This is a genomic window from Streptomyces sp. G-G2 (genome assembly GCF_030063135.1).
GTDB lineage: Bacteria > Actinomycetota > Actinomycetes > Streptomycetales > Streptomycetaceae > Streptomyces.
This window is the reverse complement of record NZ_JASISO010000004.1, coordinates 66,762-84,273: the sequence shown is the minus strand read 5'-3', so window position 1 is coordinate 84,273 and position 17,512 is coordinate 66,762. Positions and strand designations below refer to the sequence as shown.

10 protein-coding genes and 1 pseudogene are annotated in these 17,512 nt (G+C 67.3%); 5 read left to right on the top strand and 6 right to left on the bottom strand.

The genetic code is table 11. The features are described from left to right. Window positions 1-142 precede the first annotated feature (142 nt). Window positions 143-718, top strand: a complete 576-nt coding sequence (locus tag QMF80_RS04770; RefSeq protein ID WP_283449748.1) for a hypothetical protein — start codon at window positions 143-145, stop codon at window positions 716-718. 401 nt (window positions 719-1,119) lie between these two features. Here the strand turns inward: QMF80_RS04770 and QMF80_RS04765 are convergent, their stop codons facing one another. The 3 genes from QMF80_RS04765 to QMF80_RS04755 form a co-directional block, all read right to left on the bottom strand. Continuing rightward, a complete protein-coding gene (locus QMF80_RS04765; RefSeq protein WP_283449746.1) occupies window positions 1,120-1,527 on the bottom strand; it encodes a hypothetical protein in 408 nt (135 codons plus the stop codon). Between the two features lie 104 nt (window positions 1,528-1,631). Continuing rightward, window positions 1,632-3,695 (bottom strand): DUF6571 family protein, encoded by a 2,064-nt coding sequence (locus QMF80_RS04760; RefSeq protein WP_283449744.1) that lies wholly within the window; start codon window positions 3,693-3,695, stop codon window positions 1,632-1,634. Further along, entirely contained in the window at window positions 3,695-4,135 is a 441-nt protein-coding gene (locus tag QMF80_RS04755) for a hypothetical protein (RefSeq protein ID WP_283449742.1), read from the bottom strand. The genes QMF80_RS04760 and QMF80_RS04755 overlap by 1 nt, the downstream gene beginning before the upstream one ends. A 217-nt stretch (window positions 4,136-4,352) precedes the next feature. On the opposite strand from QMF80_RS04755, the pseudogene QMF80_RS04750 reads away from it, so the two are divergent. From QMF80_RS04750 to QMF80_RS04740, 3 genes and pseudogenes are all read left to right on the top strand, one after another. Then, a pseudogene (locus QMF80_RS04750) lies at window positions 4,353-6,249 on the top strand (NAD-binding protein). A 233-nt stretch (window positions 6,250-6,482) separates the two neighbouring features. Then, a complete protein-coding gene (locus QMF80_RS04745) occupies window positions 6,483-6,992 on the top strand; it encodes an NfeD C-terminal domain-containing protein (RefSeq protein ID WP_283449739.1) in 510 nt (169 codons plus the stop codon). Between the two features lie 67 nt (window positions 6,993-7,059). Further along, complete coding sequence (locus QMF80_RS04740; protein ID WP_283449737.1) at window positions 7,060-8,583, top strand: flotillin family protein; 1,524 nt, start codon at window positions 7,060-7,062, stop codon at window positions 8,581-8,583. A 587-nt stretch (window positions 8,584-9,170) separates the two neighbouring features. Here QMF80_RS04740 and QMF80_RS04735 read toward each other — a convergent pair. The 3 genes from QMF80_RS04735 to QMF80_RS04725 all read right to left on the bottom strand — a co-directional run bounded on the left by QMF80_RS04735 (window position 9,171) and on the right by QMF80_RS04725 (window position 12,511). After that, entirely contained in the window at window positions 9,171-9,488 is a 318-nt protein-coding gene (locus tag QMF80_RS04735) for a hypothetical protein (protein ID WP_283449735.1), read from the bottom strand. Between the two features lie 167 nt (window positions 9,489-9,655). Then, window positions 9,656-10,717 (bottom strand): PucR family transcriptional regulator, encoded by a 1,062-nt coding sequence (locus QMF80_RS04730; RefSeq protein ID WP_283449733.1) that lies wholly within the window; start codon window positions 10,715-10,717, stop codon window positions 9,656-9,658. 934 nt (window positions 10,718-11,651) lie between these two features. Beyond that, window positions 11,652-12,511, bottom strand: a protein-coding gene (locus QMF80_RS04725) for an IS5 family transposase (RefSeq protein ID WP_283449731.1) whose coding sequence is annotated in 2 segments (ribosomal slippage) — window positions 11,652-12,163 and window positions 12,163-12,511 — 861 coding nt in all. Because the reading frame shifts where the segments join, the coding sequence is not laid out codon by codon here. Window positions 12,512-12,971: 460 nt separating this feature from the next. Between QMF80_RS04725 and QMF80_RS04720 the strand changes: the two genes are divergently transcribed. Beyond that, a complete protein-coding gene (locus QMF80_RS04720) occupies window positions 12,972-17,417 on the top strand; it encodes a polymorphic toxin-type HINT domain-containing protein (protein WP_283449729.1) in 4,446 nt (1,481 codons plus the stop codon). The last annotated feature ends 95 nt before the right edge of the window (window positions 17,418-17,512 follow it).

Sequence of the window (17,512 nt, the reverse complement as noted above, 5' to 3'; positions counted from 1 at the left end):
CTGTTCGTCTGATCGATCGCCTATCGTGGGCCGCCGCTCGTGCGGACAGACAACAGCGCGGGGTGGCGATGCATAAGGGACCTCCTGCGGCCGAGCTGGACGCGAGCCCCGGTGCCGCCCTGAGAAGGGGAGAGCGGTACTGATGAACAAGAAGTACCTACTGCCTCCCGCCGTGCTCCTGATCGCGGCCGCCACCCTCGTCACCATCCGGATGTGGCCCAGCACGCTCAAGGACATGCGCGCACAGAACGTCTGCCTCGGCATGCTCACCAAAGAGACAGCCGGACTCCTGTACGACGGGAAGGGCGGCGAGCTGTTCGTGGACGAGGACGAAGGCACGGGGTCGCGGGCAGCGGACCCGGTGTTCTCCACCATCTGCTTCGTCGGACGCGCGACGGGAAAGGCCGCGACGACCTACCGGCTCCAGTACACCTTGGACGTCCGGCCCACCAACACCCTGAACGAGCCTCCGAAGGGCGCCACCCAGATCGCCGGCGCATACGGGTGGGTGGGACCGCGACAGAGCGAGGTCCAGCTCCCCGCCTCCTGCCCGAAAAAAATGAAGACGGACACCCAGTACGTCACCCTCACCCTGAAAATCTCCCCAGGCGTCATCGTGGCGGAGAACTGGAACGATGCCGCGCTCATCGCGGCCTCCCGCACACTCATGCTCGAGGCCGTCGACAACCTCGCCAAGCAATACGACTGCACGGCATAGGGGCGGTTGGGCCGCCGGCCCGATCGGGCGGACAGCATCTCGGCGGTGGCCGGCGCATTCTTGCTGGCAGTTCCGCCCTGTACCCGTTACGTGTGCGACCGAGCCACCGCACGAAGCCGCCCCTGTGGCTGCGGGGCCGCCAGGCAGCTCAGGGAGCGATTCGGTGTGTCCGCCCATACGGCAGGACCGGGCAACGGGGCAGCCGAAGCCGAGTCCGCACGGGACCTGCGACGAGGGACCTTTGGGGCCCCTCGTTGCGCCGCCTGCCTGGACACCGACCCGGGGGCCGCCTGTGCCGCCAACGGCTCCGGCCCGTGCGGGGCTGGGGTCAGCCGTGGCCCACCGTCAGAACGCGTCCTCAGCTGGGCCGAGCGGTGGTCGACGGTCTGTCAGTGCGCCGATCACGATGTGCAGCCGGCTGCCTTTTTGGCGGCGGGGAAGTAGAGCTTCATGAAGTGGGTCAATGCCTCCCGTCGCTTGGCGGCGTCGTCCCGCTTCGGGTAGAAGCGTTCGGCTTGGACGACGAACTTGCGGGCCTCCCCCTGGTACGTGCAGGCCGCTACCGCGACCACGTTGATGTCGCTCACGCGGGCGTCATCACCGGCTTCGATCTTCGTCGCACCGGACACCTGCCATTCCCGTCGCACGGCGGGGTCCTGATCCGCCGGAATGACCTCTCCCTGGACGCTCAGAACGCCTTCCTTGTCGACGTCCACCGAGCAGTGCGGGGCGCCCGGCCTGGACAGAGCCGTTGACTGCTCCAGCTTCTTGCCTGGCAGAAGCAACGGCTCAAGGACGGCGGGATCCACCGGGACCCCGCACACATCGCTCGGCATCGCGTACTGGGCGGGCTTGGAGCACCCTGCCACTGCGAGCAGGACAGCCGTGACGGCGACCGCTGCCGTGTGGCGCCTCACTGGGCACCCGCCAGGCCCTGGGCACGCTTGTTTCCGTTCATTGCTGCAAGGTTGATCTCGTTCTCCAGGGTGTACGCGTCATTGGAGTGGCCGGGATTGGTCTTGTCCCACTCCTCGGACAGGGCCTTCAACTGGTGCTCGCGGAGGACAAAGACGTCCCTGTTGTTCTCCTGGAAGCCCTTTTCGACGCGCGCCTGCTCGTCGAGCTGCCACTGGTATGCGAGTGCGTCCACGCCCCGCTGCGCGACGTCGCCCACGACGGGGATGAAGTTGGCGGCAGCTCCGAAGCCGTGATAGCCCCACTTGGCATCCCAGGAGGGGTCGTCCTTGTCGGTCTTGAGGGCCTGGTATCGGGCCTCTTCGAGGAAGCCGACCGTATTGCCCGCCCGCTGCAAGGTTTCCTTCGGGTCCCCAGGGTGATCGCTGTGGATGTCCTGGATCATTTCCCGGTTCATGGCCTCGTTGAGCATGCCGTACGCGTTCTGGTCGCGTGAAAGCTGCTTGCTGACTTCCAGCAGGTCCCCGCGGTTCAGCAGCCTGGGGTCATTGGGGTTGTCCGACATGGCGCTGGCCGAGTGATGCACGACGTCGCTGTGGGTGGAGAGGATCTTCGCCATGTCGTCGCGCATCTCGGGCGGGAAGTCGTCACCGCGCTCGGCGAGGTACTTCATGGACCTGTCCAGGACTTGGCGGTGTTCGGGGGTGAGGTCGTCCGGGCGGGCGGTGACGTTGTTGGGGTCGACGCCTGTGGCGGCCGCGACCAGGGCCGCGCCGGTGGCATCGCGGGAGGAGTTGCCGTCCTTGCTGTTCAACGGGGTGTCGTCGAAGGTCTGCCGGTCGCCCAGGACGTACTGGGCGTTGTCGGTGGGCTGGGTGGCGTTGAAGAATTCCGTGGCCGCGTTGGGGCTGGCCGCCAGGGCGGTCATGAAGCCGGTCATGGGGTCGCGGCCGAAGTCCTCGCCGATGAAGTTCATCTTGGGCACCGGCGGGATGCCGCCGTTCCAGTAGTTGGCCGGGAGCTTCATTTTCTTCTCGGTGGCGACGAGCGCGTTGCCGTAGTCGTTGAGGAACCGGTTGTCCCAGTCGCCGTTGCGCATGAGGTTGCTCATTACCTGGTAGCCGTAGACCTGGCTGCCGCGGGTCTGGATGCGCTCCCCGCCGAGGTTGACCATGTCGTTCTCCCAGGCGCGCATGGCGGGGCTGTCGGACTGGGTGGCGCCGGCCAGGGTCAGGGAGAGGTTGCGCTGGAAGTCACCGAACTGGTCGTGACGCGAGCGTTGCAGGGTGCCGCCGTCGGAGGGGTCGGCCAGGTCGGCCCAGAAGTCGAGGAGGCCGCGCGGGCCGATGCTGGTGGCGAGGGTCTCCTGGAAGAGGCGGTCGTCCTTGTATTTGGCCAGGTCCTTGTTGAGCTGGTCGAACTCCTCGGGAGACATGTCGTCTCCCTTGTTCTTGAGGAGCTTCGCGATCCGCTCTGCGTCCTTCATCGCGTCCGCGGCACGGTCGCGGTCGTCATAGGCGGCATCCGAGAAGCCGTAAGGCGTCTGGCTGACCAGCATGGTCAGGGCCTTGGCCGCCGTGCTGTCGCTTTCGGTCGCTCCTTCCAGGATCCGCTGTACTTCATCGCGCAGCGCGATCGCGTCGGCCTCGGTGTGCTCGGGCACGGCGTGCCCCTTGGCGGCGCGGTCGGGGTGGACGTTCATGGTGACGGTGAAGCCGCCATTGCCCGTCTCTGTGACGGTCAGGTTCTTCTCCAGAGCGCGCCGGATGGCCTCATTGAGTCTGGCCTTGTAGTCGACGAGTTCGCCGTGGGTGTCGCGCAGGATGTTCCCGATGCTGGTGGCCTCGGTCGCGGCGTCGGCGAACTCCTTGGTGGTCTTGGTGATGAACTCCCGTGTGACAGTGGCGTTCACTCCGTCCCAGTTGGCCTTCGCCGCCTTCCCGCCGAGATCACCGCGGGCGTCGTGCTCCAGATCCCACAGTTTCGTCGCCATCGCGGTCCAATCGCCGACCGCGGTGGCCAGCTTGGAGAAATCGGCGGAGCGCAGTGCGTTCAGATTCATCAGTTCTGGGCCCTCTCCTCGAAGCCCTTGTCCAACTGGGCATACTTGATCTGCGTCGCGAGAAAGTGTTCGTCGCCGGCGTGTGCCTTCTGCGTGTAGTCGAGGTGGTTCGATATGTGGCCGCAGGCATCGCGCAGCGTGCCCACCTGGTCGTGCCACTTGTCCGCCACGGCCGTCAACGCGGCGCCCAGAGTGAAGTCCTGCTTCAGGGTCCCGGCCGCCTCACGCGTACTTGCCGTGGCGTGATCACCGTCCTTGCCCAGGCGTTGGTGGAGCTTGAACGCCGCGTCACCCACGGCCGCGAGGTCCTGGTCATCCACCTTCAGGTCTCCCTGCGGCCCGGGCCCCCCGCCGCCGGGCTCAACCTGATTGAGGCGCATCGCCGTCTGCCGATCGGACGCGGCAGACTTCATCTCCGCCCATTCCTTGCCAAAAGACACCGGACCCCCATGCAAGCGTGCCAACGATAATGATCAAGGGCCCAGACTATGACGCCGGTTGCCGCCAACGCTCGCGGGCCCCGGTTGCCGGTACGCCGTTTCACCTGGCTGGGCATGATCGAGGTGCGCAGCGACTCCATTTCTGGTTGGGCACGGCATCCTGGGGCGCGTGTCTTCGATCCCCGCATTTCCTCAGCAGCCGGACAGTGCGCGCCGGATGGTCGTATGTGGTGATGACGGGCTGGCCCGTCGGCTGGCCGCCGAGTTGTGCGATGTGTATCAGGAGCAGGTCACTCTTGTGGTTCCGCCGGCCGGTGGGGTGCGGCCCGGTGCCTGGGGGCGTCCCGGGGCGGGGAGGGGTTTGTGGGGCCGGGTGCCGGTGGCGTGGGAGCGTGCGGGGGTGCGAGCCGCCTCGGCGGGGGTGCGTCTGCTGGAGGCCGACGAGCCGGATGAACAAACGCTGACCGGCGCGGGGGTAGGGGGCGCGGAGGCGCTGGCGCTGGTCTATGAGGATGACGAGACCAATGTGCGGGCGGCTCTGGTGGCGCGGCGGCTTAATCCCAGGCTGCGGCTGGTGATCCGGCTCTACAACCGCAAGCTCGGCCAGTATCTGGAGGAGCTTCTGGACCAGGCTGCGATCGTGGCGGAGCCCGGTATCGACTTGCGGGAGCTGGACTCTTCCACCACGGTGCTCTCGGACGCGGATACGGCGGCTCCGGCCCTCGTGGCGTCGGCTGTTACCAGCACGCGCAAAGTCGTTCAGGCCGACGGGCTGCTGCTGCGGGCGGTGGAACGCGCGGCCCCCGGGCGGGGTGAGGTCGCTGATCCAGGGCTGTGCACGCTGGCACTGCTGTCGGCCACGAGCAGTGATCCGGCGGGCAGTGAGGGCTCTGAGCACAGTGGCGACAGGGGGCCGCAGCTGCTGCCCGATGAGCGGGACGTGCGGGCTGCGACGGGGCGGGCGATCGTCGCCTTGGAAGCGGTCACGTATGCGGCACCCTCGCCTGCGGGCAGGCGATTGGGTCAGGTCTCGCTGCCGGTGGGATCGCTGTTCTCGCGCCGCCTGTGGTGGTCGCTGGCTGGGATCGTGGCCGCGGTCACCGCGCTCGCGGTGGCGTCGTCGCTGGTGACCGGCGAGCCGCCGCTGCATGCGGCGTATCTGACACTCCTGGATATTTTCGCGATCAATGATCCGGCGCTGGACGAACCACGTGAGCAGCAGGTCCTGCAGATTCTCGGGGGGGTTCGTCGGCTTGCTCCTTTTGCCGGTGCTGGTCGCGGCTGCGCTGGAGGCGCTGGGTGCCTTCCGTACGGCCACGGTGTTGCGCCGGCCGCCGCGCGGCCTGTCCGGGCATGTCGTGCTTCTCGGCCTGGGGAAGATCGGCGCCCGAGTGCTGGTGCGGCTGCACGAGCTGAGGATTCCGGTTGTGTGTGTCGAGTCCGACCCCCTCGCGCGCGGTCTCGCGCTAGCCCGGCGTCTGCACGTCCCTGTCGTCATCGGCGATGTGACCGACGAGGGGGTCCTGGAGGCGGCCCGGATCAGCCGGGCTCACTCCCTACTGGCGCTGACCAGCTCTGATACCACGAATCTGGAGGCCGTACTGTGCGCCCGGTCGGTGAAGCCAGATGTGCGGGTCACGATGCGGCTGTTCGACGACGACTTCGCAACCGCCGTCTACCGCACGCTGCGCGCCGCCCACCCGGGCGCGCTCACCCGTAGCCGCAGCGTGACCCACCTTGCCGCACCGGCCTTCGCCGGAGCGATGATGGGCCGCCAGGTGTTGGGCGCCATTCCCGTGGAACGCCGCGTCCTGCTGTTCGCCGCGGTGGAAGTGGCCGGCCACCCCCAGCTGGAAGGCCGCACCATCGCCGAGTCATTCCGCCCCGGGGCCTGGCGGGTAATCGCTCTGGACAGCGCCGCTCCCGGTGACCGGCTGCCAGACCTGTCCTCCTCCCCCGGCGAACAGGGTGCGAGGACCGCGGGTCTGGTCTGGGAGCTGCACCCTGGATACGTGCTGAGCGCACGGGACCGGGTTGTTCTGGCCGCTACCCGTCAGGGCCTTGCCGAACTCCTGGGCCGCCACCCGAGCCGGAGGAGCGGTAGTCGGCACTGACCGGTCGGGCCGTACGGGATCCGCGGCAATGGCCCGAGTTCTTCTTCCGGCTTCCCGTTGACCCCAGGAGCCTGAGTGCGGCGGCAGGACGGAGCCGACCGGCGGGGTAGTCTGCCGTCCCTGGTGCGTTAAAGCAGCGTAAAGATTGCCGAAGGCAGGCAATGTGCGCTCGTGGGCCGCGCTGACAGGATGTCGTTGTCCGGCGAAAACGCCGCCAAGCAGGGGAGGTGCTCATGGACTTGTTTCTGAGTCTCGGCATCGGGGGAATTGTTCTGCTGGTCGGCTCGCTGGTGTTCGACGGGGTACTCGAAGGTGTCTTCGAGGGCGCCTTGGACGGACTGTTCGACGGATGGCTGTCGCTTCCGGTGATCGCGGGCTTCGTCTCGATGCTCGGTTTCACGGGGGCGATCATCCTCGGGACCACAGGTCTCGGGCCGGGAGCGGCAGCCGCCGCGGGGGCCGTCGCCGGGGCGGCTGCTGGCTGGCTGACGTACCGGTTCAGCCGCGCCCTCGCCCGGGACAGCAGCGGAGCCGCCCCGCGACGGAGCGAGCTGCTCGGTTCGCCGGGGACCGTGGTCACCGCCATTCCGACGGCTGGCTACGGCGAGGTCCTGCTGCGCCTGGGCGGCCAGCCGGTCAAGTACGCGGCGATCGCCGAGGGCCCGGTGGCCCGTGGCACCGAAGTGTGGGTGACGGCGACGCCGTCCTCGACCTCCGTCAGCGTGCGGCCCGTCGAACGCTGACTGGTCTTCCGTCTCCGTACATTCATCACCGATCTGCCTCCTCATCGGGAGGCAGGGGGGATCCACCATGAGTTCAGTCGTCATCGCGGTCGCGGGAGTGGTCGTACTCGTCGTCCTGCTCGCCCTGGTCGTCGTCACCCGCTACAAAGTCGCCGGCCCCAGCGAGGCGTTCATCATCACGGGCCGACGCGGCAAGAAGTCCACCGACCCGGAGACCGGACAGATATCGACCGACAACAGCGGCCAGAAGGTCGTGGTCGGCGGCGGCGTCTTCGTCGTCCCCTTCGTGCAGCAGCGCTACACCCTCGATCTTTCCAGCCGCCACATTCCGATCGCCGTCCGCGGCGCGGTCACCCTGCGCGGCATCAAGGCGAACCTCGAAGGCGTCGCGATCGTCAAGGTGGGAGGCAATGAGGACGCCATCCGCGCCGCCGCGCAGCGTTTCCTCCAGCAGCAGGGCGGGATCGTCGGCTTCACCCAGGAAGTGCTCTCGGGGGCCCTGCGCGCCATCGTCGGCCGGATGTCGGTCGAGGACATCATCCGCGACCGTGCCGCCTTCGCCGGGCAGGTGGCGGAGGAGGCCGAGGCGAGTCTGTCCGGGCAGGGCCTGGTCCTGGACGCCTTCCAGATCCAGGACATCACCACTGAGGGTTCCTACCTGGAGGACCTCGGGCGTCCCGAAGCCGCCCGGGCCAAGCAGGAAGCCGACGTCGCCGAGGCCAACTCCCGCCAGGCCGCCGAACAGGCCCGCCTCAAGGCCGAGGAAGAGATCGCGGTCGCCCAGCGCACCCTGTACCTGCGCCAGGCCGAGATCAAGGCCGAGACCGACGCGGCCACCGCCCAGGCGAACGCCGCAGGTCCGCTGGCCGACGCCGACCGCCAGCAGCAGATCCTCGCCGAGCAGGAGAAGGTCGCCGAGCGACAGGCAGCTCTGACCGACCGCCAGCTCGACACCCAGGTCCGCAAGCCCGCCGACGCCCGCCGCTACCAGGCGGAACAGGAGGCGGAGGCCCTGCGGGTGGCCCGGGTCAAGCAGGCCGAAGCCGAGCGGCTGGCCGCCATCGCCGCCGCACAGGCCGAAGCCGAGCGCGCCCGGCTCATCGGTGAGGGAGAGAAGCAGCGCCGCTCCGCGCTCGCCGAGGCCGAGGCCATCGAGGGCGTCAAGCGCGGCGAGGCCGAACTCGCCCGCCGCGGCGCCATCGCGAACGCCGTGCGCCTGGAAGGCGACGCGGAAGCCGCCGCCATCGCGGCCAAGGGCGCGGCCGAGGCGCAAGCGATGCAGAAGAAGGCCGATGCCTTCGCCAACTACGGCGACGCCGCCATGGTCCAGATGCTGGTCGACGTCCTCCCCCAGGTTGTCGCCAAGGCCGCCGAACCGCTCGCCGCCATCGACAAGCTGACCGTCATCTCCACCGACGGCGCCAGCAAGCTCACTCGCACCGTCTCCGACAACGTGGCCCAGGGCATGGAACTTCTGGGCTCCACCACCGGTGTCGACTTCACCCAGCTCCTCAAGAGCCTCACCGCATCGACGACGCAGTCGAACCCCGTCCCGGTCTCGTCCGACGGGAAGATCAGCATCACCGACTGACCACGGGAAGCAGTGCAGGTCACGGCATCGAGGTCTCGCCCTGAGGCGAGACCTCGATGCCGTTTGAATGTGCCGGGGCCGCCCGCGGACCGCATGGCCACGTAAGCAGACGTGCGACGACCAGCGCGCCTCAAGACCCCGGAGGGACGCGAGCCCGGGTGCGAGGGGGCCACGTACATCTCAGCCACGCGCTGATCTCACCCAGGGCAACCAACAGTGCGGCGCTAGCGGTGCAGGCAAGCAGAGAGGCGGGCTGGTGGCGTACATGCCCGCCACACCACAGCACCAGGCTCAGCAAGACCCACCACACAGCGATGGATCCACCCTCACGGAAGCAGGAGCGGCACTCCAACAGACTTCCCCTTTCAGATGCGGACGGCCGCCCCTGGTAAGGGCGAAGAAGCACGGAGACGGGGCTTACACGTCCAAGGTGACGAAGAGGTTTGTAGCCGACTCGCGCGTGCTCCCACCTGACGAATCTCTATCCGCGTTCGCACTGACCGGCCTCGGCGGCGGCCATCGCCAGCCCGTTGATCAGGAAGGGAAGACCCGTGGCCCCAGCGATCGTCGGCGACGCGCACGGTCCGTCACCAGCCCTTCGCTTCGGACGCGCGGCGCGCCACACCGGCGGCACGCACGATCAGGACCGTCGTCGCCGCGACGAAGGCCAAGCCAGCAAGGCTGCAGGCGCTCACCACGGCCGGCGACGCGTTGGCCATGCGGGAGACCGCGTTGAGTGGAGCCAGCGCATAGACGCACAGCAGCGCCCACGCGTACAGACGCACGGCTGCCCGGGCGGTCAGCCGTAGCGCCGTCCAGCCGGCGAGCATCCCGACCGCCAGCGGCACAAGGAGCACCGTCGCCGCAGCCAGGGCGAGAGCGCGGTAGAGCGGGTTGCCGTACATCGCGGCCTCTCTGCTGAAAGCATCCAGGATAGAGCTCCGAAACCGGCCATATCATGCCGGACCCCGGCAGCCACACTGACTCCCCCAGAGCTCGGGGGCCGCCACCGGGACCACTGCCGAGGGCCCTTCGACAGCGGTTATCCCACGTCCCATTCCTCGGTCTACCGTCATAGTTCCTTGGCGGGCCAGTCGAATAGACGGGCGCCGATGACGGCGGTCTGAAGCGTGTAGCGGTGGGCCGGGTCGGCAGGGTTGGCGCCCGTGAACTGCTGGATACGCTCCAAGCGGTAGGTGAGGGCCCGCACACTCAGACTCAGCCGCCGCGCGGCCTCGGTCGCGTTGCACCCCGAGTCGAAGTACGCGCTCAGAGTCTCCAGCATCGGGCCCGCTCCACCCCGCGCCTGCGTCAAGGGCCCGAGCGTGCTCAACACCAGATCAGCCATAGCCTGCCGGTCCCTCGTCAAAACCGGGTACACGAGCAGATCGGCGGAGCGGAGCACCGGGTCCTCAAGGTTCATGCGGACGGCAAGCTCCAATGCGTTGAGAGCCTCCTCGTAGGAGTGGACGACCCCACCCGCGCCTGCGTGGGGCCGGCCGATCGCCACCCGGCCCCCGTCTGTGCCGGCGTGCGCCTGCTTGGCGAAGTACATGAGCACATCGTCCTGGTCGGCCGGCGCCACACAGATCAAGCGTCCGTCCTTGGTGGTCAGCAAGATCCGCCGGTGCCCGAACCGTCCCAGCAGCGCCCGCTCCACACGCTGGACCGCCGGGTGGATGTCGTCATACACCTGCGGTCCTTCAGCGACCGCGACCGCGTGCGTATGAGAAAGCAACAGCCCGAACCGTTCCGCCCGTTCGGCGAGGTGTCCCGGGTCGCTGCGGCCGTACAGGAGATCGTCAATGAACTCCCTGCGGGCCGCCTCTTCATTCCGTACGGCGACGAGCCGCGCCCGCTCATGCCCTTCGGCGAGCGCGTCCACCGCCTGCTCGACGGCGGACAGCACATGATCGAGAGCCGCGCGGGGCAAATGCGAACAGGCAGCGCGCGTGAACGACAGATACGCATGGACCAAGTCCCGCAGGCCACACCCCGCTTCAGCAGCCCGCTCCCCGACGGCCCGACGCGACTCCAGCTCACCCCGGGTAAGTCGGCGCCCGTTGACTCCCACCTCTGTCAGGATGCGTGCGTAACCCTCGAGATAGTCCTCCGGAACGTTCCTGCCTGCCACACGATCTCCTGGACGCTGACGCGGCGCCCTATCCGGCGCACGGGTGTCAAGGGTGGCAGACGGCAACACCAGGCCTGCACCCAGTCGGAGGATCATCATCGGCACCGCTGGCAACCCCGCCCACCCCGGCTGCCCCGTAACCAGCCGACCGTACGGGCGCCCTTCCGTGAACGGCGGTCCGCATCACCGGGCTCGCGGGTGTTACAGGTGCCGCCGCCACTGTCAGCTCTCGCTCCCGTCCAAGGGCGCGCAGGCCATCTTGTCCTTCTGCGCTTCCGCGCGCGCCGTCTTCTCTGGGGCCTGCTGGTTACAACGGCCGAGGACGTGGCCCGGCTGTTTCCGTTCATCACGGCCTACTCATCCGAGTCCCGGGCGCTGAGCTGGGTTAAGAGCCGCCGGTCGACTTCGAGCTTGAGGATTTGATCGGAATACGGTCGGAGGCCGAGGCCAGCTCGCCGGCCGTGCCCCGGGCGGAGGCCTCGGCCGCGTCCGGGCCTTGGCCGACAACGGTGGCCGACATGATGCCGGGTCCGGGGAGAGGGGCGGTCCGCGCTCCGTCGGCGGAGAGCGAAAGGCGCCAGGAACCGTCCTCGCAGGCGTGGAAGTCGAGGCGCCGGGCTGATGCGGCCAGGCACTCGTCGTTGCGACGCAGGTGGACAGGAGCTCGTCGACACCGTCGAGCGCCACCTCCTCCGGAGCAGTCCCGGGAGCGGAGAGCGGTAGGGGAAGAAGGCGCTGTACGCGGTTTTCGCCAACACCGGATCCCGCGAGCGGACATCGAGGACATGCCGCAAACGCGACCGCGGCGGCCCCTGACTGCCCGATACCGCGAACAACGCGTGGCCGGACGGTCCGTAGAACGCAGAGAAGCACTCCTGGGTCAGGATCCCTCGGTACGACCGCTCCTCCGGCGGGCCTGGCCTAGGCAGTGTCTTCAAAGGGGTTTTAGCCAGAGGAACAGGGACGCGATGGTGACGGCTGCCTGATAGGATTCGCGGGTTTTGTCATAGCGAGTGGCGATCGCGCGGAACTGCTTGAGACGGTTGAAGCAGCGCTCGACGACGTTGCGCTTCTTGTAGAGCTGCCTGTCGAAGGCGCACGGCCTGCCTCCGCCGCGGCCTCGACGGGATCGGTTGGCGCGCTGGTCGCGGCGTTCGGGGATGGTGTGGCCGATCCCGCGTTTACGCAGGTAGGCACGTATTTTGCGGGAGCTGTAGCCCTTGTCGGCCAGGACATGGTCAGGGCGGGTCCGAGGCCGGCCGGGCCCGGCCCGGCGGACCTTGATGGTGTCCATGACCTCCTCGAAGTGCGTGCAGTCGGCGGCGTTGCCGCCGGTGAGGACGAAGCCGAGCGGCCGGCCGCGACCGTCGCAGGCGAGGTGGATTTTTGTGGTCAGTCCCCCTCGGGATCGACCGAGGGCGTGATCACATACTTCGTCCCCCTGCCCTGCCCCTTTTTACGGGCGCCGGCGGCATGCTGATGGGCACGCGCGACCGTGGAGTCGACCGACACCAGCCAGTCGATGTCACCGGCCGCGTCCTTCTCCGCCTGGACCGCGGCCAGCATCCGCGTGAACGTCCCGTCCAGCGCCCACCTGCGGAAACGTGTGTACAGAGTCCGCCAAGACCCGTACCGTGCCGGCACATCACGCCACGCCGTACCCGTCCGAAGCTTCCACACGATCCCGTTCAGCACCCGCCGGTCATCCAGCCGAGGCCGCCCCGACGACGACCGCGGCAACAGCCCGGACAACGCTTCCCACTCCAGATCCGACAACTCATGACGACGCACCATGCCCCACATGATCCCCCATCAGAACCATTTGAAGACATGGCCTAGTACGTCAACGCCCCTCTCTACGCACAGTCCCTGCCAGGTGGACCGGAGAGGGATGGAGTCGAGGCATGGATCGTTTGGGCTGACGGCCACGCGCAACGCCTGAGCCCACTCAACGGAACGATCCGCCTGTCGGACATTCCCGAAGCTCGCGCCGCCGACTTGCAGCCGTTCTTGCATGGCTGGAGCGCGTACCGCCCCGGCCAGGCGAGCCCCACGCGTCACAGAACGTATTCAGAGAGGGAAAGCCACCTCGTACGAGTTTCTCGGCTCACCGGCTTGGGCGTACGACACTCGTGAGTTCACGGAGGCCAAGCAGCGCACCTGGTCCCAGTACCGCGGCTACGAGAGGGTCCGCACCCGTCGTGGTGCGGGTTCCGATACCGGCCAGCTGACCGAACAGCGGTACTTCCGCGGCATGCACGGGGACAAACTGACCACCGGCACCCGCACGGCGTCCATCCAGGACACACAGGGCGGTTCCGTACCCGACCTGCCGCACCTTCAGGGACAGCTCCGCGAGAAGATTACCTACGAGTCCGACGGCGGACCCGTCGACTCCAGCACGCTCACCACTGCCTGGGCCGTAAAGACCGCCGAACGCATGCGAACGGGCACTACCCCACTGCAGGCCTGGATGGGCAACCCCGAAACCGTGGTGACCCGCAAGCGGATCAAGGGCGAGACGTGGCGGACCTCCAAGCAGGTGACCTCCTACGACACCTACGGTCTGCCGACCCAGGTCGAGGAGACCACACCCAGCGGCAAGCAGACCTGCTCCACCACCAGCTACGCGCGCAACACCGCTGTGTTCCTGCTGGAATCGGAATCCCGCGAGCTGACGACACTCGGCGCGTGCGGCACCAGCGGGGCCGAGGTGGTCAAGGACACCCGCACCCTCTACGACGGACTCGCCTTCGGCGCGGCGCCCACCAAGGGCCTGGCCACCGAAGTCCAGGAGCAGAATGCCGACGGCACCGGCTACCTGACCATCGACAAGACCGAATACGACATCCACGGCCGGGAAACCGCCTCATGGGACGGTGAAGGCCGCAAGACCACCGTCACCAACACCCCCGCGACCGTGGCTCGCCCCGTCAAGACGGTCACCACCGACCCTCTGGGACACACCGAGACCACCGAATTCGACGGCGTACGAGGCCTGACGGCCAAGAGCACCGACGCCAACGGCAAGTCCTCGACACTGCAGTACGACCCGCTGGGCCGACTGCTGAAGGCTTGGAAGATCGACCGCGATCCAGCCACGCAGACGCCGAACGCGAGCTTTGACTACACCGTGCGCCGCGACGGGCCTGCCGTCGTCACCCACCGCACGCTGAAGGACAACGGCGAGTACGCCGTGTCCTACGAGATCATGGACGGCCTGCTGCGTAAGCGGCAGACGCAGGACGAGGCCGTCGGCGCCGGCCGCATCGTCAGCGACACCTTCTACGACTCCGCAGGTCGCGCGTGGAAGAAAAACGACGGCTACTACAACGACCAGGAGCCCGCAGCCGTCCTCCTCCAGGTAGGCGACAACGAGGTCCCCTCCCAGGTCAGAACGTTCTACGACGGGATGGCCCAGTCCACCCACACAATCACCTACGCACGGGGAACGGAACGGACCCGGACCGCCGTCGAACGCGACGGTGACACCACCACGATCGTGCCCCCCACGGGCGCCACGGTCACCACCCGGTTCGAGGACGCAGAAGGCCGCGTCGCCACGTCACGCGAGTACAGCAAGCTGGACCGCAGCGCATGGCGCGACACCACCTTCGACTACAACGCCCACGACCAGATCTCCAAGATCACCGGTCCTGGGGGCGCCGTCACCGCTTTCGAGTACGACAGCCGCGGCCGCCAGAGCGCGTCCACCGATCCGGACGGCGGCCGCACCGAGCTCACCTACGACGCGACCGACAACGTCATCGCGGTCAAGGACCCCCGGGGCAACATCCTCGTTCCCACCTATGACGCCGCAGGCCGGCAGACATCGGTACGCGAGGGAAGCGCCACCGGTCCCAAGCGCGTCGAATGGACCTACGACACCCTCTACAAGGGACTCCCCACCGCGGCCATCCGCTACGACAACGGGCTCGCCTACCGCGACGAAGTCACCGCGTACGACAACGCCTACCGGCCCCTGACCACCAAAACAACCATCCCCAACGAGGAAACCGGACTCGGCGGCACCTACACCTACACCACCGCCTACACCCCCACCGGCAAACTGCAGTCAACCGACATCCCCGCCCTGGGCGGCCTGGGCGGCCTGGCAGCTGAACGAGTCACCTTCTGGTACAACTCCGACGGCCTTCCCATCTCCATCCGCGGCGCAGCCTCTTACCTCAACGACGTCCAGTACTCCGCCTTCGGCGAGATCCTGCGCACCGATGCCGGCGTCGCAGGGAAAAAGGTCTACGGCACCTACGTCTACGACGAGTTCACCCGCCGCAGAACCCAGTCGATCTTCGATCGCTCGGTAGCACCGGCACGCATCAGCGACACCCAGTACTCCTACGACGAGGCCGGCAACGTCACCAAGGTCAACGACGTCCCGGGCGGCGCCGCTCCGGACACCGGCAAGACCGACACCCAGTGCTTCGTCTACGACCAGCTGCGTCAGATGAGCTCAGCCTGGACCGCCAAGACCAACGACTGCACGACGGGCCCCTCCAAGGACACCGTCGGCGGCACCGACGCCTACTGGCAGTCCTACGAGTTCGACGCCGCGGGCAACCGCACCAAGCTCACCGAACACGACACGGCCGGTGACACCACCAAGGACGTCACCCGCGCGTACACCTATGGAAAGACCGGCGTCGGCGGTCCCAACGCACTGGCCCAGGTGAAGTCCACCGGCCCTCAGGGTGAAGAACTCAGCACATTCGCCTACGACAAGTCCGGCAACACCACCACCCGCCAGGTCAACGGCACCACCCAGACACTGGAGTGGGACGTCGAAGGCCAGCTCCGCAAGGTCACCGAACCGGTCGAAGGAGGCGCTACCAAGACCACCGGATACCTCTACGACGCATCCGGCAGCCGCCTCATCAGCAAGGGTGCCGACGGCTCCAAGACGCTCTACCTGGGCGAGGCGGAACTGACGGTCAAGCCTGACGGCGTCACCAAGACCGCGGAACGCTTCTACGCGCACCCGGACGGCGCCACCACTGTGCGCGCTACCGGCGGCGGCCGCCAGATGATGGTCGCCGACCACCACGGCACCTCCAACACCAGCATCGACATGGCCGGCGCGGACATGCGGGTCACGCGTCGCAAGTCCATGCCGTTCGGGGAGGAGCGGGGCACTCAGCCCTCCACCTGGCCCGGACAACGTGGCTTCGTCGGCGGCACCAAGGACCGCGACACCGGCCTGACCCGGCTCGGCGCCCGCGAGTACGACCCGATCACTGGACGGTTCATCTCCGTCGACCCCATCGTCGACTACAGCCAGTCCGGCACGATGAACCCCTACGCCTACAGCAACAACGCACCAGCCACCTTCTCCGACCCCGACGGCCTCTACTACGGCGGCAAGGGCGGCGGTGGCGGCGGCCCGAGGGGCCACGACCGAGGTGAGAATTGGTACGAGCTGGGTTCCGCACTCCAGCAGTGGCTCCAGCGGAAATGGGAAGAAGCCCAAGAACGCGAACGCCAGCGCCGCATCGCAGAAGCCAGAAGAAAGGCCGAAGAAGCAGCACGCCTCGAACGCGAAAGGCGCGAACGCGAAGAAGCACTACGCCGCGAGCAAGAGCGGATAGCCGCCGAACGCAAAGCCGCCGAGGAACTGGCCGCTGCCCAACGCGCGGCCGCCAAGCAAGCAGCCGCTGAAGCGCGAGCCGCCAAACAAGCAGCGATGCGGGCAGCAGCAGCCCGAAAGCGTATTGAAGCCCAGCGTGCTGCGGCCAAGCGTGAGCAGGCCCAACGGGCTGCAGCCCGCAAGGCCGCCGCCCGCACACGCCCCAGCGCAAAACCTCGCGCAGCGGCAAAACCCCGCCCGCGGCCCTCCCAGGTACAACGCCCCGCCCAACAGGCGAAAGCCACACCAACCACATGCGGGGCACCTAACAGTTTCCTCCCCGGCACCACCGTCCTGATGGCCGACGGGACCGACAAACCCATTTCCCATATCAAGGTCGGCGACAAGGTACTCGCCACCGACCCGAAAACCGGACAAACCTCAGTTCAAACGGCCTCCGCCACGATCACCGGCACAGGCGCGAAGAAGCTGGTCAAGGTGACACTCGCCCGGAAACAGGGGGAGCAGACCCAAGAACAGCTCACCGCCACCGATGGCCACCCCTTCTGGGTTCCCGCCCTGGATGCCTGGATAACCGCAATAGAACTGCAGCCAGGAATGCAGGTACAGACCTCGACCGGAGCCCGTGCCCAGGTTACGGATATCCAACGGTGGCAGCAGCAGGCAACGGTCCATAACCTGACCGTCACCGACGCCCATACGTATTACGTGCTGGCGGGCACCACGCCAATTCTGGTTCACAACGCCAACAAGTGCGTAGCCGTGAATGATGCAGGTCGTTTCGGAGACCTTAATCCGGGTCAAGTGGGCGATGGACTGGAAGCCCATCACATGCCGCAAGATGGTCTTGGACACCTGGCCAGGAACGAGGGCGGGGCCATAGTCATGACGAAGGCAGATCATGCGTTGACGAGGACTTACAAAGCTCGTGGGCGTGCCACGAAGGCAGCCGAGAGCAATTTGCCGTTCCGCACTGTCCTTGCTCGAGACATTTGGGATATGCGTGGAATAGGCCAGCGCCAGTACGGTGACCCACGTTACTTCAATCCAGGAATTCGCAAATTGCTCGCATATTATCGAGGGATAGGGATGGTGTAACATTACAGGGGGCTGCAGCCGGGATAACTTCCTGGGCTGCAGTCCCCGGCAAAGTCGTCAAATCCGATTCCCCCAGCGAGCGCCCTGTATGCGCT